Origin of the sequence: Candidatus Regiella endosymbiont of Tuberolachnus salignus, from assembly GCF_964020115.1 — a bacterium.
GTDB lineage: Bacteria > Pseudomonadota > Gammaproteobacteria > Enterobacterales > Enterobacteriaceae > Regiella > Regiella insecticola.
This window is the reverse complement of sequence record NZ_OZ026542.1, coordinates 2774006-2800223: the sequence shown is the minus strand read 5'-3', so window position 1 is coordinate 2800223 and position 26218 is coordinate 2774006. Positions and strand designations below refer to the sequence as shown.

Sequence of the window (26218 nt, the reverse complement as noted above, 5' to 3'; positions counted from 1 at the left end):
ATAGCGGCCTGGACTATTGCGGGTATGACAGCAGTGGCGGCGCCATTTTGTCTACGGCGATACCTGATGTAGACGATATATTTATTCTGTCGGACTGCATAGTGAATCCCGCCATCTGCTCAAGCAGTAAGCTGTTTTTTGTACCGTGATCTTCTGTAACTTTGCTGTGATCACCACTCAAACCGGCATCACGTCTGACTCTCTTTCCTTCTAATGTTAATGTGGTATAGGCCGGACTGGCGGGGGCGCGATCTATGCCAAGAATAAAACCATCGTGACGTATTGTCCCTGGTACTTTGCCCGCCAGCTCCATGATCAACAGTGATTGCGTATCTGGATTCTTCATTAATAAGCTGCGCCGAGCCGCTGGATTTTCCATAAACCTGATCGCGGCCTGCATTATACTATCGGCGTTCATTCCTTTAATGAAATTATTGGGTAATATATGCTTACCGTTCCCGGTGAAATAATTGAACCCTAACGCGGCCTGCGATATCTTTAATTGCTCATTTCTTCTGTTGGTCGTAGGGTGTGGAGCACCCTCTTGCTCTGCTTGAACGGGGCTTCTGAGATAATAGTAATCGGGCACGGGGGCGCCATCTACTTGAATACTTGCATGCACACTTTCGTGTAACAGGACTTGTAACCTTTCTATTGGATCCTTTTTAAAAAACGCATCATTAAACGCTACTTTATTGTCTGCTGGATTATAATAGGCAATAACATCCTCTCTTTTTTGATCGTGGATCGACACTCTCTTGACACTCATATCGTTGTTCTTCAACCATTCTCCGGTACCTTCAAGAGATTCTATATTTTTCTTAATATTGTTAATGTCGATATCAGTCAGTTCACTGGGATCTTCATATCCCAAATACGCCGCTGCTATTTTTTTCCCTTGTTCAGTATCCAGAGCATTCTTTGCCTTTTGAAGGCTCTCTTTCATATCATCTATCGCTTCACTAATTGTTCGGCCATTAACCATATCGTTTTGCCAGATAGCTTTGAGTCCTCGTTCATGTACCACAGTTCGACTTAACATACGATTGATACGGTCTGACATGCGATTGATAAATGTGCCTGAAACCTCCTCTGTAGGTATGTCCGGTGATGAAGCTCCGCTTGAAGGGGCAGGCAGGGAGTCATTTACATCAAAAGTTCGTGGGCCTGAGACGCCAGGTTCATCAATTCGTGCTTCTGTTCCTATTGCGCCAAACAGTATATTAACCCCGCCGTTAATAATATCACTGACACCCTGGCTGCGTTGTGACTGTGTATCACCGTTGAGGATTTCATCGGTACCCAGTTCAGTCTGAGTTAGGCCAATGCCCAACAGCGTCAGGCTTCCAAGCCCTGGAAAAATAAGTGCGCTTACGGCAGCTATATCTGCCGCCGGCCTTAGATTCATTAAGAGTTGTTCTTTGAAAACCTCACCATTGATGGTCGTCAGCGTATTGGTATCCGCTACCGTGCGTTCTTTAGCTTGCTGCGTCAACCAGGTAAACAGGTCTTCTTTAATAGGTTTGGGATCATAATTAATGTATTTACTGTCCCAGCGATTCTGAGCAAGCTCTTTGAGAGCCGTATCAACGCCGCTATAACTACTACCGTCTTGCCGATTATAGAGTGAAAAGTGATTGGCAAGTTCCTGGCGCTTACGATTGTCTCGAGCCTGTTCCAGCACCCAGCTATTAAGCTGTTGTTTATTATCAAGCTCATGAAACATTTTATTGGCACTGGGTTTGCATAAAATAATTTCTCCGTTGTCGCCGTGAATCAACAGCATGTCGTTTGCTGGGTAGCCATAAATATCAAAGGTAGTCAGGCGGTTTTTTTTGCTGTCATAAAATTTTTTTTCCAGCTCGGTCATGGAAATTTTTCCATCATTGAGGGTATCTCCTGCCACTGCCTTTAGTATCAGCGCTAACCCTTGTGACGATAAATCCCCTGATTCATACTGATGTTTGGCTGAAGCGATAAATAATCCTTTATTTACGATGCGAAAAGTATCTTCATTCGCTTGCCAGAATTGATTGAGTTTATCGATATATTTTTTGCTAAAGTTGCTTTCGGTGACTATTTTCATGAAATCAACGGGCAACAGGCGAACCTCATTATGTTTGCCAAATCCACGTGCTGACCGAGCTTCAGTATAAATCCCGGCGTTGCCACTGAGCGCATCGGAATCAAGGCGATCTTCGGCACCAAAATTACTTAACAGCCGTTCCGTTAATGTTTTTGATTCCAGGGGAGGATCATTATGCTCCCAGCCAGTAATAGTTTCAGATGAACTGGAGGCAAAATTAAATCTGTTAAAGAAAGTTTTATTGGGATCAATATTTAAACCGTATTTTTCTTTAATCGCATTTTTAAGATAGTTTGCCGCTGACTGGATTATTTGTGGATAATTTTCTTTCAGTTTGTTTACTTTTTCGAGGTAACTTTTTCTGTCTCTGGCAAGAAAATCTTCCTGATGCACGTAAATAACATCTTCAACAGGTGCTAAGCGGGATGGCGCTGCATTGTGTTTGTTGTAACCTATATACCATTCTGTATTTAAGGTGAGAGCATCAGGATTTTGAGTAGTTGGTTTAGATGGCATGTTTTTTTCCCTACTATAGGATGAAAAATCAGCTTTTCAGCATAGACCACATAGCCATTTTCTGCATGGAGGTTAGGGGCGTAAGCGTGCTTAGATAGCTTTCATTTTGCATAAAATTGGCGTAAATTCGGCAGAGAGTGGGGGGGTATAGCCGGAATCAGTTTAATTTGATTCAAGGCGGAGGCGCGCAGACAGTACAATGCGCCCTAAGGATTTCTTTCTGAGTGATAAGCGGGCGTGTTGCCCGCTTCGCTATCCCTCCCCCACCAAATTAACTCGCTATCTATGGGTGGATAATTTTGCAAAAACGCTATTAAAGGTGAAAAAATTAGTAACTACGATAGCTACCGTAGCCATAATCGTAACCATAACTACCGCGATTGTGGCCACGGTTATTGTTATCGCTACTGCTGCTACTGTCATCTTTACTGGTTGAAGTAGACACAGGAGCTGAAGCAGATACCGGTGGTGTTCTTATCAATTCACAAACTTCTACCCTATGACCCAATGAATTCATCCGATACTTACACTTGTATTTATCGTAACTTCGAATGTCACCAAACCATGCCAAAGCAGAAGTTGATAAAAGTAAAATGGGTAATGCTGTCAAACATACAGTGAATTTTTTCATACAATCTTCCTTATTTGTATTTGCTGCATTTAAAAAAACATGTCCTACGGTACTAGATTACTGTTTTATAGCTATGCCAACGTTTTCGCTGTTAGCTGCCTTACCTTAACATAAGCGGAATACATGCACAGGATTTATTCTGATTGAATTACTCCACAGGCAAAGCGAGCTGCTCCGCCGCCTAATGCTTTAGGATGATCGGAATAGTTATCACCATGCACATGGATCATCAATGCATGATGGTTAATTTCGGTGAGAGATTGAATACGTGGCGCTAAAACGGGGTAAGTAGCCGTCCCGTCGCTATTGACGACCAAGCCGGGCAAATCACCAAGATGCCCCTTCGTATCGTAAGGTCCGCGGTGGCTCCCTGTATTATTCGGATCAAAATGTCCGCCCGCTTGTAGGGCTGGCACGGTTTTACCCGCTTTCTGACCCGGAGCGCAATTAGGGTGGTCGTGAATATGAAAACCATGTATCCCGGGCGTTAATCCACTCAGAGCCGGGGTGAATAATAAACCTTCAGGCGTTTCAGTGATCGTGACCGTTCCTAAATTTTTCCCCTTTTCAGCAGAGGTGGTAGCCTCGTGCATCGTTACTTTGAGGCTGTTGGCAGAAACGACGCTTGCAAAACATAATAAAAGAAAAGCACTACATTGAGTTAATTTCATCATTTATTGTCTCTGTATTATTTATAAAATGTTTCTGATATAAAAAATCAAAACGGTGACAGTGTAATACTTCTCATTCTGTTTTATCAAATTTTCCTTATTTATCTTGAACCTTCCTAATAACGTATAACCAAATCAGTCTTATTTGATTCAATGCGGAGGAACACAAACAGTACGGCAAACGACGACGACATATACCCAATGAATTTCGAGTTACGGCAAGGCGGCAATCAAGCGAATCTCAGGAGTGTACAGGCAGTACATGACTGTGATGAGTGGGAGCCGCCAACGCCGCCGTAACTTGAAAGGCGAAGGGTATAGAATCAAATTAGACTGATTTGGCTATATTATATTTACTTTAGAGGGATCTATGACATGAAAAAATTTACTTTAACCAATGAAATACAAAGCATTGATGGCGTTACGCTGTATCGTATCAAAGCGCTCCATGCCTTTGATAATGTGAAAGCAGGCGATTGCGGAGGTTGGATTGAACACGAAGACAACCTTGCTCAGGAAGGTATTTGCTGGATCTATGATGAGGCGCGAGTTTACGGCAAAGCACGGGTTTCTATTAAGGCAAAAATTGCTAATAACGCCGCAGTTTACGGTCGTGCCCGGGTCTTCGGCGCGGCCAGGATCGCTGATAACGCCCAAGTTTTTGGTCGGGCTCATGTTTACGATGATGCAAAGATATCCGGTCAGGCAAAGGTATTTCATAAAGCTCAAGTATCTAACACCGCACGAGTGTACGGCCAGGCGAGTGTATTTAATGACGCTTGGATTTATGGCAGCGCCTGGGCGCGAGATCAGACTCAAATTCAAGGCGAAGCACGGGTCTATGGTCGTGCCCGCGTGATGGGTAGAGCATCCGTGTCCGGTCAAAGCCACATTTTCAGCACCGCGCAACTCTGTGGTGACGTTATCCTAGAAGGTAAAACACGGATTGGCGACCAGGCACGGGTGGCAAGCAACGCGCATTACCTCACGGTTTGGCTTATTGGCCAGCGTCAGCATGCAGTCACTGCTTTTAAACGACAAGACGGTACTATTGGGGTGCATGGCGATGGCTTTAATATCACCCTCGATCAATTTCTCGACACCATTCCTAGCCAATACGCTGACCGTCCAGAAAGTCGCGATTATCAGCATATAGTTGCGTTGATTAAGCTGGCCTGGCCGGCTGATTAAATTCACTACAAAAGATGTTGTTCAAAGTTGTTAAGTACTTCTTCAACAAATTTTAATCGTTGTCTTCTGTTGCTTAAATCTTGTATAAATTTAAGTTTGCTAGCACCGTCCAACCGATAAATATGCCGTTGGTTTTGTAGCAATTCGATTAAATAAGCGGGATCAACTTGATGATTGATGTCAAATTCAATAAATCCTCCCTGTTCATTACTTTCTATCCGTTTAATGCCTAATTTTTGCGCTCTTTTCCGCAAAGAGGCGGTTTGTAATAAATAGTTTGTTGCATCGGGTAATTTGCCAAACCTATCGATCAATTCCACTTTGAGTTCATTGAGCTCAGTATCATCACTCGCATTGGCAATACGTTTATAAAATGATAGGCGAATATTAACATCGTGAATAAAGTCATCTGGCAGCAACACCGGCATGCGCATTTCAATTTCTGTTTGTTGACGGGTTAAATTTTCAAGTGAGGGTTCGCGCCCTTCTTTTAATGCATTAACGGCATTTTCTAACATTTCCATATAGAGAGAAAAGCCGATGGTGGTCATTTGTCCACTCTGATCTTCACCCAATAATTCGCCTGCGCCGCGGATCTCTAAATCGTGTGTGGCTAGAGCAAAACCCGCGCCTAATTCTTCGAGTGAAGCGATGGCTTCAAGGCGTTTTTTAGCATCACTTTTGATACTTTTGATATTGGGCGTTAACAGATAAGCATAAGCTTGATGATGTGAACGCCCAACGCGACCCCGTAACTGATGCAGTTGCGCTAAGCCTAAACGGTCGGCACGTTCAATAATAATGGTGTTGGCATTGGGAACGTCGATTCCGGTTTCAATGATGGTGGTACAAACCAAAATATTAAAGCGTTGATGATGAAAATCATTCATTACACGTTCGAGATCGCGTTCGCGCATCTGTCCGTGACCGATAGCAATATGGGCTTCGGGAACTAATTCCGCCAGTTTTGTGGCGACGCCTTCAATTTTTTCAACGTCGTTATACAGATAAAAAACCTGTCCGCCCCGCAATATTTCACGGAGAATCGCTTCGCGTAGTAAAAGTTCGTCGTATTCACGTACAAAGGTTTTTACCGCAAGACGTCGCGCGGGGGGAGTGGCAATAATTGATAAATCTCGCATCCCACTCATTGCCATGTTCAGTGTGCGAGGTATCGGTGTTGCTGTCAGTGTAAGAATATCGACATCAGTACGCATGGCTTTGATTTGCTCTTTATGGCGTACGCCGAAACGATGCTCTTCATCGACAATCAATAAACCGAGATCTTTCCAATGCAAGTGAGGTTGTAATAATTTATGGGTGCCAATGAGAATATCAATTTTACCTTCATAGGCTTGTTGAAAAATGGCTTGTTGCTCTTTCGGGCTTCGGAAGCGTGACAACATCTCTATTTTTACTGGCCAGGTAGCAAAGCGATCGCGAAAATTATCGAAATGCTGTTGTGCTAGCAAGGTTGTTGGCACTAATACTGCCGTCTGTTTTTTATTGACGATGGCTAAAAATGCGGCGCGCATCGCCACCTCGGTTTTACCGAAGCCAACATCACCGCAGACCAAACGATCCATGGCTAAGGGTTGACACATATCATTTAAGACTGCATTGATCGTTTGTTCTTGATCTGGGGTGGTATCAAAAGGAAAGTCTTGGCAAAACAACCGGTATTGTTGGTGATCTTGTTGAAATTGAAAGCCAGGCTTGGCAGCGCGTTGTGAGTAAGTATCAAGCAACTCTGCCGCCACATCGCGTATTTTTTCGGCTGCTTTTTGTCGTGCGCGTTGCCAAACATCGCCACCCAGTTTATGTATTGGCGCATCTTGCTCTGATCCAGCGCAATAGCGGCTAATAAGATGTAGCGAGGATATTGGAATATAAAGTTTATCCTGCTCAGCATAGCTGAGTATTAAATATTCAGCTTTGATGCCGCCTGCTTCTAAGGTTGTCATCCCTTGATAACGCCCTACGCCCTGTTCTAGGTGTACCACCGGTTGGCCGGGACGTAATTCCGCCAAGCTGCGAATTAAGGTATCGGTATTGATGGTACGGCGATTATCTTGCTGCCTTCGGTTAACCCGTTTACCAAGTAGATCACTTTCACAGATGAAGGCTAATTGCCGCTCCTGATCAAGAAAACCTTGTTCAGCTTCCCCGATCATCAAATAATGTCCGGGTTGGCTTGCTTGGCATAGCTGGGTAATCAAGGTGGGATGGAGTTTGATTGGCGTTAATAAATCGAGCAAAATTTCTTTTCGGCCTTCACTTTCTACCGAAAATACGATACTGCCGGTAAATGTTTCGCTAAACCGGTGAAGGTTATCCAACGGTTTTTTTTGTCCGCTCTTGACGGCGAGTTCAGGCAGTGCTTGGTAAGATAAATTGGTATTGGCACTTTTGGTGGCTAATTTATCCTGTTTTAATTGTATCCGCGGCCAGGCTTTTAATTGCGAGAAAAGGGTATCGCTGTTGATCCATAATTTGTCTGGTGCGACTAATGGCCGCATCGGATCGACACGCCGACTTTCATAGCGTTGATTAAGATTGCGCCAAAACTCGGTGGCGGCAGATTCTAAATTACCGATAGTGATCAGCAGGGTATTGTTTGGAAAATAGCTAAATAATGTTGGCAAGGGTTGGCTAAAAAACAGCGGCTGCCAATATTCTATTCCTGCTGGCCAAATGCCTTTACTGACTTGTTGATACAGGTGTTCGGCCTCTCTGCGTATCTCAAAGTGCTCTCTCCATTGGCTACGAAACAATTCAATAGCACTCTGGTCGATAGGAAATTCGTGTGCGGGTAGCAAATTAATTTGCTTTACTTCTGCCAGTGTGCGCTGTGTGTCCACATCAAATAGGCGCAAACTGTCGATTTCATCATCAAAAAAATCAATGCGGTAAGGCTCATTACTGCCCATAGGGTAGAGATCGAGTAATGCTCCTCGGCTGGCAAATTCACCGTGTTCAATGACTTGATCTACACTACGGTAACCCGCCTGTTCAAGTTGTGCTCGTAGCTTATCGCGAGAAAGCTGTTGGCCTGTCTTCATGACGAGCGCGTGAGCCTGTAAAAATTGATAGGGACAAACCCGTTGCATCAAGGTATTGATGGGTAAAATGAGGGCGCCGCTATTCATAATCGGTAATTGATAGAGGCTCGATAAACGCGCAGAAATAATATCCTGATGGGGAGAAAAACTGTCGTAGGGTAAAGTTTCCCAATCGGCAAGGATAGCAATAGGTTGTTTGGTAAATTGCGGAATTTCATCACGTAAACGTAACGCACTTTGCATATCTGTCGTGATTAATATCACTAACCCTGGATGGCGCTCTATGATTTCTGCGCATTCAATTGCATAGGCGCTACCCACCAGCTGACCTATTTGGCGCTTATCGTTGGGCTGTTGCGGGAGTAAATAACGGTATTGTTTATCTATTATTGATTGTGACATAAATAGTTGAATCATCTCGGTTCGGCTAATATACCCTTCGTCTTTCAAGTTACGGCGGCGTTATTCGATTGATTGCCACTTTGCCGTAACTCGACATTCATTGGGTATAGGTATAAGCCGCTTATTTTAGTACTTGTGTTAATTTTGGGATAGGCTCCGCATATCTACACATGGGTGGTTTCATAAAATGGATGCAACCTTTATTATCACCGATCTCGTAATGTTAGCAATAGCCTCTAATAGTCTAAGGCGATTTCATGCATCAACCTATCTCATTATTTATTGGTCTGCGTTATTTGCGTGGACGAACTTCTAACGGCTTTGGTCGATTTGTTTCATGGCTTTCTACTATTGGTATCACGCTAGGTGTAATGGCGTTGGTGCTGGTGTTGTCGGTGATGAATGGTTTTGAGCGTGATTTACAAAATAATATTCTGGGATTGATGCCACAGGTTTTGATCACGACTAAGCAGGGATCGCTTAATCCAAATGAAATATCGGCTGCTACGCTTCAAGGGCTACAAGGTGTAACTAATATTGTTCCATTAACCACCGCTGAGGTGGTATTACAAAGCGCTCATCATGTAGGGGTAGCAGTCATGTTGGGGATCGATCCTCAGCAGTACGAGCCACTGACGCAATTTTTAGTTAATGCCGATAAAGAAGTGTTACAGCCCGGTAAATACAATCTTATTCTTGGCGGAAGATTGGCAGAGCAACTCGGTGTTAGGCAGGGCGATACCCTACGTCTTATGGTGCCAAATGCGAGTCAGTTTACTCCGTTAGGGCGGATCCCCAGCCAGCGTTTGTTTAATGTCAGCGGAATTTTTGTTGCCGACAGTGAAGTTGATGAATATCAATTATTGCTAAACCAACAAGATGCTTCACGTCTGATGCATTATGCGCCGGGCAATATCACCGGTTGGCGCCTATTTTTAGCGCATCCGTTAGCGGTTGACAGCCTAAAAAATCAGCCATTACCGGCAGGAACAATATGGAAGGATTGGCGCTCCCGTAAAGGTGAACTTTTTCAGGCGGTACGCATGGAAAAAAATATGATGGGACTGTTATTAAGCCTCATTATTGCAGTAGCGGCATTCAATATTATTACTTCATTAGGTTTATTGATTATGGAGAAGCAGGGCGAAGTGGCGGTTTTACAAACACTGGGTCTCAAGCGAGGCAAAATTATGATGGTATTTATGGTACAGGGTGCCAGTGCGGGTATTATTGGCGCGTTATTAGGGGCGATGATGGGGGTAGGGATCGCCAGTCAATTGGCGAACATAGTGCCGATGTTAGGTTTGCTGATGGAAGGGGCGTTGTTACCGGTTGCGATCGATCCTCTACAGGTCGCGCTGATTGCTTTGTTAACCATGTTGATTGCACTGTTAGCGACATTTTATCCTGCCTGGCGCGCCGCCGCTGCTCAGCCCGCCGAGGCATTACGCTATGAATAGTCCTCTTCAAAATAAAAATTTTTTGCAATGTGAAAAGCTATGTAAAAATTATCAACAAGGCGCCTTGTCTACTGAAGTATTACGTAATGTCACTTTTACTATGCAGCCTAACGAAATGATGGCCATTGTGGGAAGTTCGGGATCGGGGAAAAGTACCTTATTACATTTACTCGGCGGGTTGGATTCACCGACTTCAGGTGAAGTCATCTATCGAGATCGTTTTATTCATCGCTTATCCTCTAGCATGAAAGCAGAACTTCGCAATACTGAACTCGGTTTTATTTATCAATTTCACCATTTATTGCCTGATTTTACTGCGTTAGAAAATGTTGCCATGCCATTATTGATTGCAGGTCAGAATGCAAAATACGCGCAGGATAAAGCGCACGCGATGTTAGCAGAGGTGGGGTTAGCATCACGTGGCCATCATCGTCCGGCAGAACTCTCTGGCGGTGAACGTCAACGGGTCGCCATCGCGCGAGCCTTGGTTCATCATCCTTCGTTAGTATTGGCCGATGAACCTACCGGCAATTTAGATCAATATAATGCGGACAGTATTTTTAATTTGTTAATGGAATTGAATGCACGCCAAGGAACCGCTTTTTTAGTGGTGACCCACGATTTGCAATTAGCAAAACGTTTACACCGACAACTTGAAATGCGTGGCGGGCATCTGCAATTGCCCACGGAGGCACAGTAATGTTTGCTTGGCCACTGTCGTTTCTTATTGCTTTACGTTTTAGTTGTGGCCGCCGCGCGCGGGGAGGGGATAAAACCAACGCTAATGCGGGTAATCCCATTTTATCGCTGCTTTCGGTGATTTCGACTTTAGGGATCACCTTGGGGGTGGCGGTGTTGATCCTGGGCTTGAGTGCAATGAATGGCTTCGAACGCGAATTAAAAAACCGGGTGTTAGCTGTGGTACCGCACGGTAAAATCGCTTTTGTTGAACAGCCGTTTAATAGTTGGCCATCTCTCTTAGAGCGCATTGAGCAGGTCACAGGAATTATTGCAGCAGCACCTTATATTGAGTTTACCGGTTTGATTGAAAGTGGATCACAGCTACGAGCAGTACAAATAAAAGGGGTCGATCCACAAACGGAAAAAAAATTGAGCGCGTTACCGCATTTTATGATCGACTCTGCTTGGGATGATTTTCGGGCGGGGGAGCAACAAATCATTTTAGGAAAAGGATTGGCTGATGCATTAGGCGTAACACAAGGTGCCTGGTTGACGCTTATGATTTCTAATAATGATCCCACCATGAAATTACTGCAACCCAAACGTATCCGGTTACAGGTAGCCGGTCTGTTTCAGCTAAGCGGTCAATTAGATCATAGCCTCGCGATGTTGCCATTAGTGGATGCACAACAGTATTTAGAGATGGGTCAGAGTGTGACCGGTATTGCCATCAAAGTTTCTGATGTTTTTAATGCCCATCAATTGACACGTGATGCGGCTGAAGTGACACAGGCCTACGTTCAATTTAGTAGTTGGATGGGAACTTATGGCTATATGTACCGTGATATTCAAATGATCCGCTCTATTATGTATTTAGCGATGATATTGGTTATCGGTGTGGCCAGTTTTAATATTGTTTCAACACTCGTGATGGCGGTAAATGATAAAAGTCGTGATATTGCAATATTACGTACCCTAGGGGCTAAAGATAGTCTGATTCGTGCCATTTTTATTTGGTATGGTTTATTGACGGGGCTGGTGGGTAGTTTAAGTGGTGTGATAATGGGCAGTGTTATTGCTTTAAAATTAACCGCAATTATTAGTCAGTTTGAAAAATGGCTTGGCCGTTCTTTTCTCTCGGGAGATATTTATTTTATTGATTTCCTGCCTTCGGAGTTACATGCAAGTGATGTCATTTATGTACTAATAACGGCGATTTTACTGAGCTTGCTAGCAAGCTGGTATCCCGCCCGCTGTGCTAGTCGTCTTGATCCAGTGCGGGTGTTGAGTGGGCGCTAGACAGCATGTGAGATGTTATATCTCTACCCTTCGCCTTTCAAGTTACGGCGGCGTTGGCAGCGATTACTCATCCTCTGTCATGTACCATCCCCCTCGTCATTTGAAGCTGCCCGCGTTGTTGGCTGCGGGTGCTCGCCTTCATCAGGTAGCCTGTCTATGCTCATCGGTCGGTCGCCCTGGCAGCAGAAGGCAACTTCAAAGGCGAAGGGGATACACTCCTGGGATTCGCTTTATTGCTGCCTTACCGTAACTCGAAATTCATTGGGTATATGTTCACCGGCTGGGTATGGCTACCAACGCTATTGCTCTCTACTGCTTTGCAGTGCTCTGACTGGCAGCACCGGAAAAATTTGACATATGGGAGAATGATTCGACATAACTAGGACAGTAATATTAGGAGGCGACCCCAACTCGATGTTTGTAAGCCCTAGTTACTTGATTTTTGTTGTACCAGTGATTATCTGGTCGGGTTGGAGCTTCGATCAATAAATTATCATCTGCAAAGCAACAAGAACTCAGCTGATCGATACGGTTATCACAAGTAAACAATCGATAAATTTCATGATCAGTTATGTGATCTGCACCAGAGATATGTATATCGTCTGCTAGGTTAGCCTGATTTTCCTGGTGTTTAGAGCCACTAAGATAAGCGTAAATAAAATCATCATGAGTTTTCAAGTAACTATTTTTCATTAATATGTTGGGGGCATGTTCAATTTGTAAAGCGGATTTTTCATATACTTCGTTACGGCGTTTTTTTGTAGGAAAAATATACTGTTTACGAAAAAATTTTGGAACCATTGTTATTGGAGGATTCAGCGCCCGCTTTATTTCATCGTATTCTGGGATCCAGGACAGTGTTTTTTTAATGTCTTTTCTGCTCATAAACCCATATTTGTCAGGGTACATCGCATATTTATCATGCGATGTGCCAAATACAACGGTTTTACCAACTTTATTCTTACCAGATTCTACATTAATTTTGTAAATTCGTCTTTGTTCTAACCAACCATACATTCTTTCATCAGGAATTAAAATATCGTGCCCCTTATAATCTTTTAATGGAAAAATCTTGCTATTCCATTCTATTTTTCCATTTTGTACTGTTGCTATATGGCTACCAAGTTTAAATTTTTTACCTTCCTCAAATACTTTTTGTCTGTCATTATGTAGTTCATATTTATCTTGATCGAAAGGTTCTCCATATTCAACGTGTGGATATGTGTCCTTTCTTATATCATGGTCTGCGTTTTGTTTTTTATCCAATTCTGTTCCAGAGATGTTCAATATTCCTTTAATGATTTGGTGATCATCATAAACCTTATTGATATTCGAGTAAGATATCCATCCATACTGCCATTTTGATTGAGGAAGTAATTGATTGTTATCGCTATTGGTAATAACTGCTCCCCATACATACTTTGTTTTATTTGTATTATAGGATTCGAAAAAATCCTGGATTGACTCGTCATATACAACACCACATCCACTATTTATTTTTGTTATCCTGTGATGTTCAAGATTGTAGATTATTACCTGATTTTTTAAAAAACCAAATTTTCCGCTGTTACTTGGCATGTGATTAAATTGCTGTGTTTCTAATTCCAGTCTACCTTGTTTCATCGGCGTCATCACATGGGTTCCTTTAAATGTACCCATGTTTCCTATACTAGCCACTACTGGATTTTGACCCAATAATGCAGCGGCCATTGTATTACAATTACCTTGTTTATCACGGATAATATTTATACCACCAGAATGAATCCAAGTGTTTTGTTTATATTCTAGAGGGCGCTTCTCATCAGTTTTTAACTTAGCCTCTTCAAAATGAAGCCAATTTTGAACAACAGCACTCGGTTTTATTTTTTGTTCACGGATGGCTGTTTTTTTTGTGAGGCCGTGATATAGATGTCCAAATTGAACTAATATTCCAGAGAGCCTGGATGTTTTAAGAAAATCAGGATATTTCTGATTAAACATTGTTGTATCATTTTGTTGCTGAACGAGTCGACCCTTAGTCCACATTTCTTGAAATTTTGCATTTACTTGTTTGTTAAATTTGTTGTAGGTAAAAATATCCTTCTCTAGAAGCTGCTGAAGGGATTTTTTTTCTTGGCTTTCAGGGAGTAAAGCAAGCAATATATCTATAGCCTTGGAATCGAAATAGATATTTATCCATTCACCCTCTTTGTTTTTTTTTGAGAAGGTATTTGATATTTCTCTGTTATCTCCAAATCTATTGACGACATTTTCATGCGAATCTATTTCATACGATGAAAAGTAGTCTATTAATTCCTTTCTTAACTGATCAGATAACTTTAATTTTATTCGAGTAGGATCACCTGCACCGGATACAGATATACCTTCACCCAACTTGGGGTTCGCTATAGCCACACTACCATGAGACTTTATGAGAATATTTGCAACACTTGAGGATATAAAATAAACTTTGAACCCTGTCTCATCCAATAGTTTAAAAAATGGCTCTAATGACGCATTTGCTATATCCGTATACAGCTCAGGAAATACCATAATATCTTTTAAAATTATATAGATAAGTTCTTCTGCTGTTTTTTCCTTATAACTATCAGAATTATAAACCAATAAAAAATGCTCTTTCGTAAGCTCATTGATTTTTACTACACCACTTGTAACGGCACGGTATAAATTTTCTCTTTCTTCGCGTTTACTATTAATCAAATATTTATAAAGTTTTAAGCTATCTTCAAAAAATTCTGTGCCATTGCAATCTTCAGTAGCAATACTAGGGCTAAGAGAGCATTGCTCTATAAGACTAGATTATTCTGTAATATTAGGTGAAATACTTGATAAATATAACGACATTCTACTATTCCTACTTTTCTAGTATGATTGCATTAGCGGCAAGATATTATTTAATTAAAAATTAATTTTATTTATTCTATTGATGTCTATAATGAATTAATTTCAATCGTGCATATTAATGAATGATGTATGACCACCAAATCTAAATTTAATTAATATTGTGATTTTTTTAAAATTATTTTATTTATATCAATATTTTTATATTAATTTTCTGTGAATGAGGTAATGTTTTTTTATGCTAAAAACATTACCTAAAATTTTATTTTATAAATATAACAATGCTTATTCCATACCATATGAAAGGTATAGAAAACCATGTATCAATATAAGTCTACAATGAAGTAAACAGATTAATTTATAATATTAATTATCATTCTATAACCATATTGGATTAGTTTTGTCTCAATATTGAAATGTATTGCGGTTCTCCTTGTACTTCCCATGCGTCGTTAAAATATTAAGTTCTTTTTTTCGGCTATTAATTTTTATTTGAAATAGCTTAACGTTATTTTCATAAATGGGGTTTAAATACAGTATTAAATGTTCATTTTTTTGTGTAAAGGTAGCGTGAAATTCCGCTTTTTTTCCTTAGTACTTTAGGACTTACGCAAAATTGGGGATTAATATCGCATCTACCACTATGATAGTGGTTTCTTGGTTGTTTTCCTCAAAATATACTATATAGTGTCGTCATGAGATCTTGAGCCATAGAGCAAGGCATCGTATTTGTACAGCAGCGAGAAAAGAGGAGGTATTTTTTGCATAACGAGTAGCAATACCTCGCCAGCGCTTTAGGTGCAGAAAAGCATTTTCCACGAGATGTCGATGCTTGTAGAGCGCTTTATCGTACTCACGTTGAATTTTACGATTCTTTTTAGGTGGTATTACGATTTGCATGCCGGCTTCTTCTGCTTTTTTAATGATGTTATCACTGTCATAGCCCTTGTCAGCCAACAGATATTCTGCTGCAATACCTTTGGTTAAATTCGTTGCTTGCTGACAATCTGCTGTGGTACCTGATGTAATAAAAATTCTGACCGGCATACCATGCGCATCCACGGCCAGATGTATCTTACTGTTGAGCCCCCTTTTGTGCGCTCCATATCCTGATTACCGCCTTTTGCGCCTGCTGCATGAGGGTGAACTTTGCTATGAGTGGCATCAATCATCAGCCATTCAAAATCTGGCTCCACAATCAGCGCTTCGAGCAGAGACTCCCATAGCCCCTTGTCACGCCAGCGGCAAAACCGGCGATGAGTATTTTTCCAACCGCCATAATCAGGCGGTAAATCACGCCAGGGAGCGCCGGTTCTCAATATCCAGAAAACAGCATTAATAAACTGCCTGTTATCTCTGGCTATGCCACCCCAAGTGCCTTTTCTCCCCGGGAGATGAGCTTCCAATAGGCTCCAAACATGATCGGATATATCGTGGCGGCGATGGGCTAAATTCATTCCCGAATCATCTTTCATTATTGAATCATCTCAACAGTTGTCGTTATTTGTTACATGATAATATATTTTTTATTACGTGACGACACTACTTAGGCTTGCGTAGGTTCTATTAATAATGTTCCTGTGTTTAATTTTAGAATATCATGAGGTAATTTATGTTAGTTGATCAGAACGATGGAGTTACGGGTGTTACGTGCAGCGCGTCCGAGGCCGTGTTGAATGTAACGAATAAGCTAGACTTTGGCATTACAATGTGGCTTCAGTACAAGTGGTAGGCATAATATTATGGATCAGAACGGTATTGATATTTGTCAGCGGTGGTTTAGAGAATTTTGGGGGCAGGGTATTGCGTCAGTGGTTGATGAAATTGCTATTGCTGATGTTAAGCTTAGTTACCCATTGATGGGATGCTTGAAGGGAAGGGAGCCGTTAAAAACGGAAATAAAATCTTTTCATCAATGTTTCTCGGGTAGTAGCTTTAACCCTATTGGTCGTTTTATTGCCGGTGACACAATGATCGTAAGGTGGAAGGTCGATACCTTTTACAGTGGCGTTTTTGGTGGTTTACCTGAAGCAACGGGTAAAAAAATTCACTTTACTGGGATTTCTATTCTACGTGTTGTTGACGGTAAAATTGCCGAGGATATTGGAGAAGAAGACAGATTAGCCATAGTTCAACAAATTAATTCTAAAAATTAACGCTAAGAGCCTATTTGAAATCTTCTTAAGTGACGCTCAATTGACGAAAAAACAGGCGAAAAAGCGCAGTTTACATAGCGTAAATGAACATTTTGAGCTCGTTTTTGACGAAGTATAGCCGAATTAGTTTAATTTGATTCAAGGCGGAGGAGCACAGACAGTACAAATAGTACGGCGCCTAGCGGCAACTTCAAGGGCTGTGGGTATGGCACTGTTAACAAAGTGTATTCATTTAACTTATTGAAATAATTATAATTTAAATACATTCAAAGTAAACGGTTCCTCTTTAAAAAAACAGATGAATCGATTTTTTATGGCAGCGATCGGCGAATTCTTTCAATGATGAAGCCGATCACAAAAAGTATTATTTTTATCTCATCATTATTTTATGCGTCCTAAATATTTTTATAAATTCTTTGTTATTCAATAAGTTAACTTTGTTAACAGTGCCATATCAGCGAGCACAAGAGATTTCGAATTAATCCTATTGCCGTCCAAAACTCACCCGTATCCTAGCCCCGCCTAAGGGGCTATCGGCTACCGTTATTTTTCCTTGATATTGCTCAATAATTTCTGCCGCCATCGATAAGCCCAGCCCTTGCCCGGGGCGTAAGGTATCAACACGTTGGCCACGTTGAAATATCAGTTCTCGTTGGCTTGGCAAAATGCCAGGCCCATCATCATCAATTACTATCGTCAGTTGTTGCTCTGTCTGTATGCTGGTGACTTCAACAAATTCTAAGCAATATTTACAGGCGTTCTCCAAAACGTTACCCATAATTTCTATAAAATCATTTTTTTCGCCGAGAAAAGTAATTTCAGGCGACATATCTAATGTCAGCACCACCCCTTTGCGTTGATAGACTTTGTTTAAGGCATTACACAAGCTATCGAGCAGGGTAGGGACAGAGTGAATTTCTCTATTGAGCACATTATGTTCTGAATGCATATTGGCGCGATGAAGAAAATAGCCGATCTGTTGTGAAATTCGTCCTATTTGCTCCAGCATAATAGGCTCTACGCTTTCAATGGTGGTTTGTTTGTCAGTTCGCAGCGAGCGTAATGTACTTTGCAGCACGGCTAACGGTGTTTTTAGGCTGTGTGTAAGATCAGAAAGTGTAGTGCGGTATTTATTGTAACGCTGACGCTCATGTCTCAGTAAAATATTCAGATTACGCACCAGACTCAATAGCTCACGGGGAGGATTTTCATCCAACTGTTCGCGTGTTCCTTTCTCTAGCTGGCCAACTTGATTCACTAGCGCTTTGATGGGACGTAAACTCCAGTAAGCAGCCAGCCAGAGCAGAGGTACCACTAACAGTAAATTCGCCAGGAGAACATAAATAAACCAGTTCCAGACCTGATCTGAGCGTTGTAATTCTTGCGGCATGGTGTCGATGACCACGATGGTAAGCTGTGGTAATTTGAGGGTGGCAGGATAAATATTGACAGAAACTGAATGACTGAGTGCACTCGCCTCATATTTTCTTAATTGAGATTGCGCGGCAGAATTGTCACCTAGCATAACGCTACTGATATCGACGCCGGTATCAATTTCATAAAACCCGGGTTTTCTTAGCCAGCTCTTTTTAATATGCGGCTCTAATTCAGGCACATGTCGTTGGCGCCATAAGATATTGCCATTATCATCATAGATCAGCGCCAGCGTTGGGATATTAAGTTCGATATCAGCAGGAATAGCAACGGTCAGTTTATTATTTTTCCATTGCGCGAAACTGAAAAATAAATTGCTTTCTCCTCGATGATCACGAAAAGTATTTTTATTAAAATTAACAAGATAACCTACAACGGCCACGACCCCGTAAGATAAAGAAAGCGCAAAGATAACCCCCACCGTCGCTACAAGAAATCGAGCTCGAAGAGAAAAAGGGTTATTATTTTTTCTGAACATATTTTTATTGAAGACTATTCCTTCTTAGCGCCTATTCGAAATCTTCTTAAGCGACGCTCAATTGATGAAAAAACGGGCGAAAATAAGAGATCTCAAACAGGGTATATTCAATTTGCATCGAAACGATAACCCTGACCACGAATGGTGGTAATGACATCTCTATCGTGTTCCGCCAGTAATTTTTTACGTAAACGTCCCATTAATACGTCAATGGTATGGCTTTCGCGCAATTCTGCATCAGGATAGAGTTGTAACATTAGCGTAGATTTGCTTACCACCCTGCCAGCATTACGAATTAACGTTTCGATAATAGTATATTCAAATGCCGTCAATTTTATCTCTCGTTGTTTAGCGCGGAGTTCACGGCGTGATAGATCGATTTTAAATTGTAATTGTGGAAATTCGATAATTTGAGAGGCTAAACCAATATTACGTCGCATGAGTGCTTGCATGCGGGCGATAACTTCTTCTAAATGGTAAGGTTTGGTGACGTAATCATCAGCACCTTCTTTTAAAACTGCGACTTTATCTTGCCAGCTTTCACGTGCTGTTAGCACCAGAATAGGTAATTTTAATTGTTGACTACGCCAACGCCGTATTAGGCTTAAACCATCTTCTCCCGGTAAGCCAAGATCGACAATGGCCATATCTGGCACATGTTCTTCCCGAAAATAATCTGCTTCTTTGCTATCTTTTGCTGCATCAACTTGATAACCCATTTCTCGCAGTTGCACGGCAAGGTGATGTCTCAGCAGTGCATTATCCTCCACAACCAAAACTCGCATGTTATATCCTTCAACTAAAATAATAAAAAGCATATAATATATTTCAAGATAATTCTATATGCTTTTTATTATTTATAATAATTATTATATTTTTTAGTTAAACTAATACGCGATGAAATGTACTAATTAATGATGAGTATACCCTTCGCCTTTCAAGTTACGGCGGCGTTGGCGGCTCACTCTCATCCCAGTCATGTACTATTTGTACACTCCTGGGATTCGAATGATTGCCGCCTTGCCGTAACTCGAAATTCATTGGGTATATCAACCAACATCATCATTTGGCGGATTAGAATTTTTTACTAGCTCATTAACTAGATCGACCGCTTGACCAATATAATTAAGTGGGGTCATGCGCTTTAAACGTATTTTTTCTTCTTCTGGTAACGCTAATCCTTCAATAAATTTTTGGATATCCTGCCCCGCTATTTTTTTGCCTCGTGTCAGCGCTTTTAATTTCTCATAAGGCGCTTCAATGCCGTAACGTCGCATGACAGTTTGGATCGGCTCTGCCAATACTTCCCAATTATTATTCAGTTCAGTTGATAAATGTTCTGTATTGACCTCTAATTTTTTTATGCCTTTTAATGTTGCTTGATAAGCGATTAATGAATGCGCTAAACCGACACCAAGATTACGCAGTACGGTAGAATCGGTCAGATCGCGTTGCCAACGAGATAGCGGTAATTTTCTCGCTAAATGACCCAATATCGCGTTTGCTATCCCAAGATTGCCTTCGGAATTTTCGAAATCAATAGGATTGATTTTGTGCGGCATAGTCGAAGAGCCTATCTCACCCGCGATCGATTTTTGTTTGAAGTGATTCAAAGCGACATATCCCCAAATATCACGGTCAAAATCAATCAGGATAGTATTAAAGCGAGCAATGCAATCGAATAGCTCGGCAATGTAATCATGTGGTTCGATTTGTGTGGTATAGGGGTTCCAACTAATGCCGAGTGATTTGACGAAATTTTCGCTGAATTGGTGCCAATTAAGGGCAGGGTAGGCGGCAAGATGGGCATTGTAATTGCCTACTGCGCCATTTATTTTCCCCAGGATCGCTATTTTTTCTAACTGAGCATATTGACGCTGCAAACGGTGGACGACGTTGGCAAATTCTTTACCCACTGTGCTCGGTGTAGCCGGTTGACCGTGGGTACGAGATAATAGCGCTACCTCTCGATTCTCTTGAGCCAAGGTGTTGATTGCAGAAATAATCATTTTCCACTGAGGTAAAATGATATCTTGACGCGCTGTTTTTAACATTAAAGCATGACAAAGGTTATTGATATCTTCGGAAGTGCAAGCAAAATGAATAAATTCAGATACGGCTTTGAGTTCATCCACAGCCGCTACTTTTTCTTTTAAGAAATATTCAACCGCTTTAACGTCATGGTTAGTGGTGGTTTCGATAGCTTTGATGCGTTCGGCATCTTGTTCATTAAAGGTTTTGACAATGTGATTAAGGTAGGTTATTGCCTGGGAAGTGAAAGCGGGAATTTCGTCGATTTCCTGACAAGCCGCCAGGGTTTGCAACCAATCTACTTCAACTTGTACGCGAAATTTCAGCAATCCAAACTCGCTGAAAATGGCGCGTAAGGTGTCAACTTTATTGCTGTAGCGCCCATCAATCGGTGATAGTGCAGTGAGTGAAGATAGCTTCATCGGTATAACTCCTGATTTTATTGAATGCGGGCGAAAATAGTCTGTGTCTGTTTGAGCAACTGATGACGGCGAAACATTAATTGTAGGCGGCCTCCTCCCAACTGTTGCCAAAGCACACAGGAACGGATACCCGCCAATAAAATTGCTCGAATTTTATTTTGGATTAGCCTATTTTTTAGCTTTTCAGGCGAGCCCGTCACTTGAATGCGAGGGCCGAGAGGGCTGATGACATCAATGTATATTGATGCCAAAGCGCTTAGCATAGTGTCAGAATCAATATCAAAATGCGTCAATTGTCGATCAAGTTGTGAGATACGTTGACTTAAGGTATCGAGGGCGGATTGATTTGCATTGAGTTTACGTTCTAGCACCATTAGGCTAAGGGTATAGCGTGTAAGTTCAGCGGCTAAGGTCTCTCGATTAGCATTTAATATACTGTGTAGTGTTTCCAATCCCACTTGAAGTGCGACTTCGTTCCCGCCATAAACGGCAAGCGTGGAAGTAGAATCAATTTTTAGCAGGCTATTAAGTGAGGCGTGGAGGGCATGATTGTAGCGATCACTATCAAACAGTCCTTCATGAGCGGATTGCTGAACCAAGCGCGCCGATTGGCATATACCGGCCAGTGCGAGCGTAATATCATAATAATTTTTTGCCACTGTTACTCCTGTAAACTAAAGTTACGTCTGTAAGCGTTGTTCAATAATCCCCCCCCCGAGGCAAATATCGCCTTGATAAAAAACAGCGGATTGACCCGGCGTTACAGCCGCAATCGGTTGTTCGAAACGAACCTCAATACTGTTCTCCGCTTTAGAGAAAACAGTACAGGGAATATCTTGCTGACGATAACGGGTTTTTACCATGCAACGCAAAGGAAATGTCAGTGAGGGGAGATCGATCCAAGATAATTGTTGGGCAATTAATCCATGAGACATTAATTTGGCGTGCTTGTGGTCTTGTGCGACGAGCAAAGTGTTAGTGGCGATATTTTTATCGACGACATACCAGGGTGCGCCATTACCTTCTTTGATTCCACCAATGCCTAAACCCTTGCGTTGACCCAAGGTATGATACATTAATCCATGATGTTGCCCGAGATCTTGTCCATCAACACTGATAATTGACCCCGGCTGTGCGGGTAAATAGCGAGCAAGAAAATCACGAAATTTACGTTCGCCAATAAAACAGATGCCAGTGGAATCTTTCTTTTTTGCTGTGATCAAATTTAACTGTTCAGCAATGTTACGAACTTCTGATTTTTTCAGGTCACCGATAGGAAACAGGCTTCGTGCCAGTTGTTGTTGGTTCAAAGTGTAAAGGAAATAACTTTGATCTTTATTGTCATCTAATCCTCTCAGCAGGCAATTTTTACCCGCGCTAGTGTGGCGGCGAACATAATGACCGGTGGCAATATAATCGGCCTCGAGCTCTTCGCGCGCAAATGACAAAAAAGCATTAAATTTTATTTCTTTATTACACAAGATATCGGGATTAGGTGTTCGTCCCGCTTGATACTCTGCTAGAAACAATTTAAAAACGTTATCCCAATATTCAGCGGCAAAGTTAACCCGGTGTAAATTGATATTGAGCTTGTCACACACTGCTTGTGCATCGGCGAGATCTTTTGCTGCTCCACAATAGGTGTCGTTATCGTCTTCCTCCCAATTTTTCATAAAGAGTCCAGCGACTTGGTACCCCTGTTGCTTAAGTAGATAGGCGGCAATGGAAGAATCGACCCCACCGGACATACCGACTATAATCTTTTTCTGGCTATGATCTGACATATCATGCTCACTAATTTAACGAGAATAACCTACTGCGTGATGTGAATTCTGCGTTGCACGGTGCTCGCAATCTTCATGTACTCGCATGTACATAGCGGTTGCTACGCGCCGTGCGCCTTGACTTCACATCACTCGCTACGGTTTTACAAAAAGTCTTTTGTCAAAAACGAGCTCAAGAGATTTCGAATAGGCTCTAAAAAGCACAGAATTTTATCACGTTGCCTTGATGGGCGCATTGCAGAAATATTAAAGGAGAGGTTATATGACAAATGAAGCGATTATTCCGCCCGGTGGTGGAAAATTTACAGGAGGCTCACAAGGGACATTTGAAAATAAAGTGGTTGAGCCTTCAGTGGGTAAAAAAATGCGGTATGAGACGGATGGAAAACTATGGGTTCCAGACAATCCGATTATTCCTTTTATTGAAGGTGACGGCATTGGTGTTGATGTCACTCCTGCAATGATCAAAGTGGTGGATGCCGCGGTAGAAAAGGCTTATAAAGGCAAACGTAAAATAGCCTGGATGGAAATTTATGCCGGTGAGAAGGCGAAAAAAATTTACCAAAAAGATATTTATGGCAATGATACTTGGTTGCCAGCGGAAACGGTTGGTTTGATCAGAGAACATATTGTGGCGATCAAAGGCCCACTGACCACACCTGTCGGCGGCGGGATCCGTTCGTTAAATGTTTCCTTGCGCCAAGAGCTTGATCTCTATATTTGTTTACGCCCCGTCCGTTATTTTGATGGCGTCCCTAGCCCACTTAAAAATCCTGAATTGACGGATATGGTTATTTTTCGTGAAAATTCAGAAGATATTTATACCGGTATCGAATGGAAAGCGGGTTCAGCAGAGGCAGATAAGCTGATGAAATTCCTTTGTTGCGAAATGGAGGTGGCTGAATCTAAATTTCTGTGTAAGCAAGGTACAGCACATGATTTCAGTAAAAAATGTTGGTTTGGAATGAAGTTTTGCTCCTTTTTTTGTTCCCTTTTTTGTAAGAAAGGCGCAGTACATAACTTTCTTTGTCGTGCGCTGATAAAGAAAAATTATGTGCATAATTTCAATAAAGAATGTGGTCTCGGTGTGAAGTTTTGTACCAAAGAGGGTACGCAGCGTTTGGTTCGAGCGGCGATTCAATATGCCATCGATCATGATCGCCAATCTGTTACTTTAGTGCACAAAGGTAACATTATGAAATTCACCGAAGGGGCTTTTAAAAATTGGGGCTATCAGCTTGCGTGCGAAGAATTTGGTGCCAGTCCGCTCGAGGGTGGCGCTTGGATGAAAATTCAGAATCCTAAGAATGGCAAGGATATTATTATTAAAGATGTGATTGCCGATGCGTTTTTACAGCAAATCTTGTTGAGTCCTGAAAAATATGACGTGATTGCCTGTATGAATTTAAATGGTGACTATATTTCTGATGCGTTGGCGGCACAAGTCGGCGGAATAGGGATTGCTCCCGGTGCCAATATCGGTGATAGATGTGCGCTGTTTGAAGCAACCCACGGAACGGCGCCCAAATATGCAGGTAAAAATAAAGCCAATCCAGGCTCGATTATTCTTTCTGCAGAAATGATGTTACGTCATATGGATTGGAACGAGGCGGCCGATTTAATGATAAAAGGCATTACCAACGCGATTAAAAATAAGACGATAACCTATGATTTTGCTCGTTTTACGCAAGATGCTCAGGAAAGGAAGTGTAGCGAATTTGCTGATGATATTATCGAAAATATGTAATGTGTAAATAGGCGCTAAAATAATGATGGATCATAAAAAACGCTCGTGGAAAGAGCTTGATCGTATTGATCGTAATATCCTTAATGAATTACAAAAAGATGGCCGTGTCTCAAACGTTAAATTGGCGAAATGTGTCGGCTTGTCACCCACACCCTGTCTAGAAAGGGTGCGCCGTTTAGAGAAAAAAAATTTTATTCACGGCTATACCGCACTGCTTAATCCCCATTATTTGGATGCGGGACTGCTAGTTTTGGTTAAAATCACCTTAAATCGCGGCACCCCCGATGTATTCGAGCAATTTAATATTGCAGTGAGAAAATTGCCAGAGGTACAGGAATGTTATTTGGTGTCGGGTGATTTTGATTATTTGCTGAAAATTCGGGTGCCAGATATCTCCTCTTACCGTAAATTATTGTGTAACACCTTGCTACGTTTGCCAGGGGTTCATGACACTCGTACTTACGTAACAATGGAAGAAGTAAAACAAAGCAGTAGATTGTTTATTAAAACGAGTTGATAAAACGGATAACTGATTTGAAGGAGGTTGCTTGAACCAGGAGTATATACAAAATAATACTATGCCCGCTAAAAAACCAACGGTTAGAAGACGATTTTTTCTTGAAGCTTGGCTTATTATGATGGTGCTTTTTGCTGGCTATTTAATGGTATCGTTAATCAGTTTTAATCCTTCTGATCCGAGTTGGTCACAAACTGCTTGGCACGAACCCATTCATAATCTTGGTGGGGGAGTGGGGGCTTGGCTTGCCGATATGCTGTTTTTTATTTTTGGCATAGTCGCTTATGTGATCCCTTTGTTAGGCGTTACTTTTTGTCAGATTGTTTTGCGGCACAAAAAGAAGAGTAATGAACCTTTTGATTATTTTTTTATTTCTTTGCGTTTAATTGGTAGTTTAGCGTTAGTGCTTTCTGCATGCAGTTTGGCGGCATTAAGTATTGATGATCTTTATTATTTCCCTTCTGGTGGTGTCATCGGTAGTTTATTCGGTAATCTGATGTTGCTAAATTTCAATAGTACCGCTGGTACGGTATGTCTTTTGTTTATTTGGGGGGCGGGTCTGACGCTTTTTACCGGCTGGTCATGGTTGTTAATCGCTGAAAAGATAGGATGGGTGGTATTAAATGGCCTGCACTTTATTTGTGACTACCGTCATAAGAAAGGTTATCGCCATCAATCCGCTGAATTAGCTGTATCACCTACGGCAATTGAACAGACGACAATCACTGATGATGATCGATTGTTTTCTCTTTCATCGAGCGCTAAAAATGAAATAAAAGAAATAAAAGAAATAAATGAAGTAAAAGAGG

At 41.7% G+C, this 26218-nt stretch carries 18 protein-coding genes and 1 pseudogene; 8 read left to right on the top strand and 11 right to left on the bottom strand.

Annotated features, from left to right (window positions below; all coding sequences use genetic code 11):
- Positions 1-13: 13 nt before the first annotated feature.
- From AACL30_RS14040 to sodC, 3 genes are all read right to left on the bottom strand, one after another.
- Positions 14-2602 (bottom strand): dermonecrotic toxin domain-containing protein, encoded by a 2589-nt coding sequence (locus AACL30_RS14040; RefSeq protein ID WP_339057037.1) that lies wholly within the window; start codon positions 2600-2602, stop codon positions 14-16.
- A gap of 328 nt (positions 2603-2930) precedes the next feature.
- Entirely contained in the window at positions 2931-3119 is a 189-nt protein-coding gene (locus tag AACL30_RS14035; RefSeq protein ID WP_339057036.1) for a hypothetical protein, read from the bottom strand.
- A gap of 248 nt (positions 3120-3367) precedes the next feature.
- Positions 3368-3904 (bottom strand): superoxide dismutase [Cu-Zn] SodC, encoded by a 537-nt coding sequence (gene sodC, locus AACL30_RS14030; RefSeq protein ID WP_339058490.1) that lies wholly within the window; start codon positions 3902-3904, stop codon positions 3368-3370.
- A gap of 375 nt (positions 3905-4279) precedes the next feature.
- Here sodC and AACL30_RS14025 point away from each other — a divergent pair, with 375 nt between their 5' ends.
- On the top strand, positions 4280-5095 hold the full coding sequence (locus tag AACL30_RS14025) for a hypothetical protein (RefSeq protein WP_339057035.1): 816 nt from the start codon (positions 4280-4282) through the stop codon (positions 5093-5095).
- Between the two features lie 5 nt (positions 5096-5100).
- Here AACL30_RS14025 and mfd read toward each other — a convergent pair whose 3' ends face one another.
- The gene (gene mfd / locus AACL30_RS14020) at positions 5101-8544 is read right to left on the bottom strand and encodes a transcription-repair coupling factor (protein ID WP_339058489.1); all 3444 of its coding nucleotides are present in this window, start codon (positions 8542-8544) and stop codon (positions 5101-5103) included.
- 272 nt (positions 8545-8816) lie between these two features.
- Here mfd and lolC point away from each other — a divergent pair, with 272 nt between their 5' ends.
- Genes lolC through lolE form a run of 3 tightly spaced genes read left to right on the top strand, consistent with a single transcriptional unit; the run spans position 8817 to position 11999 of the window.
- Entirely contained in the window at positions 8817-10019 is a 1203-nt protein-coding gene (lolC, locus tag AACL30_RS14015; RefSeq protein ID WP_339057034.1) for a lipoprotein-releasing ABC transporter permease subunit LolC, read from the top strand.
- Complete coding sequence (lolD, locus tag AACL30_RS14010) at positions 10012-10719, top strand: lipoprotein-releasing ABC transporter ATP-binding protein LolD (RefSeq protein WP_339057033.1); 708 nt, start codon at positions 10012-10014, stop codon at positions 10717-10719. Before lolC ends, lolD begins: the two co-directional genes overlap by 8 nt.
- Complete coding sequence (gene lolE, locus AACL30_RS14005; RefSeq protein WP_339057032.1) at positions 10719-11999, top strand: lipoprotein-releasing ABC transporter permease subunit LolE; 1281 nt, start codon at positions 10719-10721, stop codon at positions 11997-11999. Before lolD ends, lolE begins: the two co-directional genes overlap by 1 nt.
- A gap of 393 nt (positions 12000-12392) precedes the next feature.
- Here the strand turns inward: lolE and AACL30_RS14000 are convergent, their stop codons facing one another.
- Positions 12393-14699: a hypothetical protein gene (locus tag AACL30_RS14000; protein ID WP_339057031.1), complete on the bottom strand. Its 2307-nt coding sequence runs from the start codon at positions 14697-14699 to the stop codon at positions 12393-12395.
- Between the two features lie 834 nt (positions 14700-15533).
- Positions 15534-16297 (bottom strand): IS5 family transposase gene (locus AACL30_RS13995; protein ID WP_422389587.1). Its coding sequence is split into 2 segments (ribosomal slippage): positions 15534-15937 and positions 15937-16297, totalling 765 coding nucleotides; the frame shifts between segments, so codons are not numbered across the junction.
- Between the two features lie 285 nt (positions 16298-16582).
- Between AACL30_RS13995 and AACL30_RS13990 the strand changes: the two genes are divergently transcribed.
- Entirely contained in the window at positions 16583-16996 is a 414-nt protein-coding gene (locus AACL30_RS13990; RefSeq protein WP_339057030.1) for an ester cyclase, read from the top strand.
- A gap of 484 nt (positions 16997-17480) precedes the next feature.
- Here the strand turns inward: AACL30_RS13990 and phoQ are convergent, their stop codons facing one another.
- The 5 genes from phoQ to mnmA form a co-directional block, all read right to left on the bottom strand.
- Entirely contained in the window at positions 17481-18908 is a 1428-nt protein-coding gene (gene phoQ / locus AACL30_RS13985) for a two-component system sensor histidine kinase PhoQ (RefSeq protein WP_339057029.1), read from the bottom strand.
- Positions 18909-19015: 107 nt separating this feature from the next.
- On the bottom strand, positions 19016-19693 hold the full coding sequence (gene phoP, locus AACL30_RS13980) for a two-component system response regulator PhoP (RefSeq protein WP_339057028.1): 678 nt from the start codon (positions 19691-19693) through the stop codon (positions 19016-19018).
- A 264-nt stretch (positions 19694-19957) separates the two neighbouring features.
- Positions 19958-21361: an adenylosuccinate lyase gene (gene purB, locus AACL30_RS13975; protein ID WP_339057027.1), complete on the bottom strand. Its 1404-nt coding sequence runs from the start codon at positions 21359-21361 to the stop codon at positions 19958-19960.
- Between the two features lie 17 nt (positions 21362-21378).
- Positions 21379-22020: a high frequency lysogenization protein HflD gene (gene hflD, locus AACL30_RS13970; protein WP_339057026.1), complete on the bottom strand. Its 642-nt coding sequence runs from the start codon at positions 22018-22020 to the stop codon at positions 21379-21381.
- A gap of 21 nt (positions 22021-22041) precedes the next feature.
- A complete protein-coding gene (gene mnmA, locus AACL30_RS13965; RefSeq protein ID WP_339057025.1) occupies positions 22042-23145 on the bottom strand; it encodes a tRNA 2-thiouridine(34) synthase MnmA in 1104 nt (367 codons plus the stop codon).
- Between the two features lie 364 nt (positions 23146-23509).
- On the opposite strand from mnmA, the gene AACL30_RS13960 reads away from it, so the two are divergent.
- From AACL30_RS13960 to AACL30_RS16595, 3 genes and pseudogenes are all read left to right on the top strand, one after another.
- A complete protein-coding gene (locus tag AACL30_RS13960; RefSeq protein WP_339058488.1) occupies positions 23510-24892 on the top strand; it encodes an isocitrate/isopropylmalate family dehydrogenase in 1383 nt (460 codons plus the stop codon).
- 22 nt (positions 24893-24914) lie between these two features.
- A complete protein-coding gene (lrp, locus tag AACL30_RS13955; protein ID WP_339057024.1) occupies positions 24915-25409 on the top strand; it encodes a leucine-responsive transcriptional regulator Lrp in 495 nt (164 codons plus the stop codon).
- Positions 25410-25440: 31 nt separating this feature from the next.
- Positions 25441-26049 (top strand): annotated as a pseudogene (locus tag AACL30_RS16595) (DNA translocase FtsK 4TM domain-containing protein); the annotation flags it as partial.
- Between the last annotated feature and the right edge of the window lie 169 nt (positions 26050-26218).

What these genes read in the sequence shown, in the direction of transcription:
- AACL30_RS13990 (WP_339057030.1), top strand. Translation starts at nt 16,583, where the DNA reads ATGGATCAGAACGGTATTGATATTTGTCAGCGGTGGTTTAGAGAATTT.
- lolC (WP_339057034.1), top strand. Translation starts at nt 8,817, where the DNA reads ATGCATCAACCTATCTCATTATTTATTGGTCTGCGTTATTTGCGTGGA.
- phoP (WP_339057028.1), bottom strand. Translation starts at nt 19,693, where the DNA reads ATGCGAGTTTTGGTTGTGGAGGATAATGCACTGCTGAGACATCACCTT.
- AACL30_RS14035 (WP_339057036.1), bottom strand. Translation starts at nt 3,119, where the DNA reads ATGAATTCATTGGGTCATAGGGTAGAAGTTTGTGAATTGATAAGAACA.
- AACL30_RS14025 (WP_339057035.1), top strand. Translation starts at nt 4,280, where the DNA reads ATGAAAAAATTTACTTTAACCAATGAAATACAAAGCATTGATGGCGTT.
- AACL30_RS14040 (WP_339057037.1), bottom strand. Translation starts at nt 2,602, where the DNA reads ATGCCATCTAAACCAACTACTCAAAATCCTGATGCTCTCACCTTAAAT.
- AACL30_RS13960 (WP_339058488.1), top strand. Translation starts at nt 23,510, where the DNA reads ATGCGGTATGAGACGGATGGAAAACTATGGGTTCCAGACAATCCGATT.
- sodC (WP_339058490.1), bottom strand. Translation starts at nt 3,904, where the DNA reads ATGAAATTAACTCAATGTAGTGCTTTTCTTTTATTATGTTTTGCAAGC.
- purB (WP_339057027.1), bottom strand. Translation starts at nt 21,361, where the DNA reads ATGAAGCTATCTTCACTCACTGCACTATCACCGATTGATGGGCGCTAC.
- lrp (WP_339057024.1), top strand. Translation starts at nt 24,915, where the DNA reads ATGATGGATCATAAAAAACGCTCGTGGAAAGAGCTTGATCGTATTGAT.
- lolD (WP_339057033.1), top strand. Translation starts at nt 10,012, where the DNA reads ATGAATAGTCCTCTTCAAAATAAAAATTTTTTGCAATGTGAAAAGCTA.
- phoQ (WP_339057029.1), bottom strand. Translation starts at nt 18,908, where the DNA reads ATGTTCAGAAAAAATAATAACCCTTTTTCTCTTCGAGCTCGATTTCTT.
- lolE (WP_339057032.1), top strand. Translation starts at nt 10,719, where the DNA reads ATGTTTGCTTGGCCACTGTCGTTTCTTATTGCTTTACGTTTTAGTTGT.
- mnmA (WP_339057025.1), bottom strand. Translation starts at nt 23,145, where the DNA reads ATGTCAGATCATAGCCAGAAAAAGATTATAGTCGGTATGTCCGGTGGG.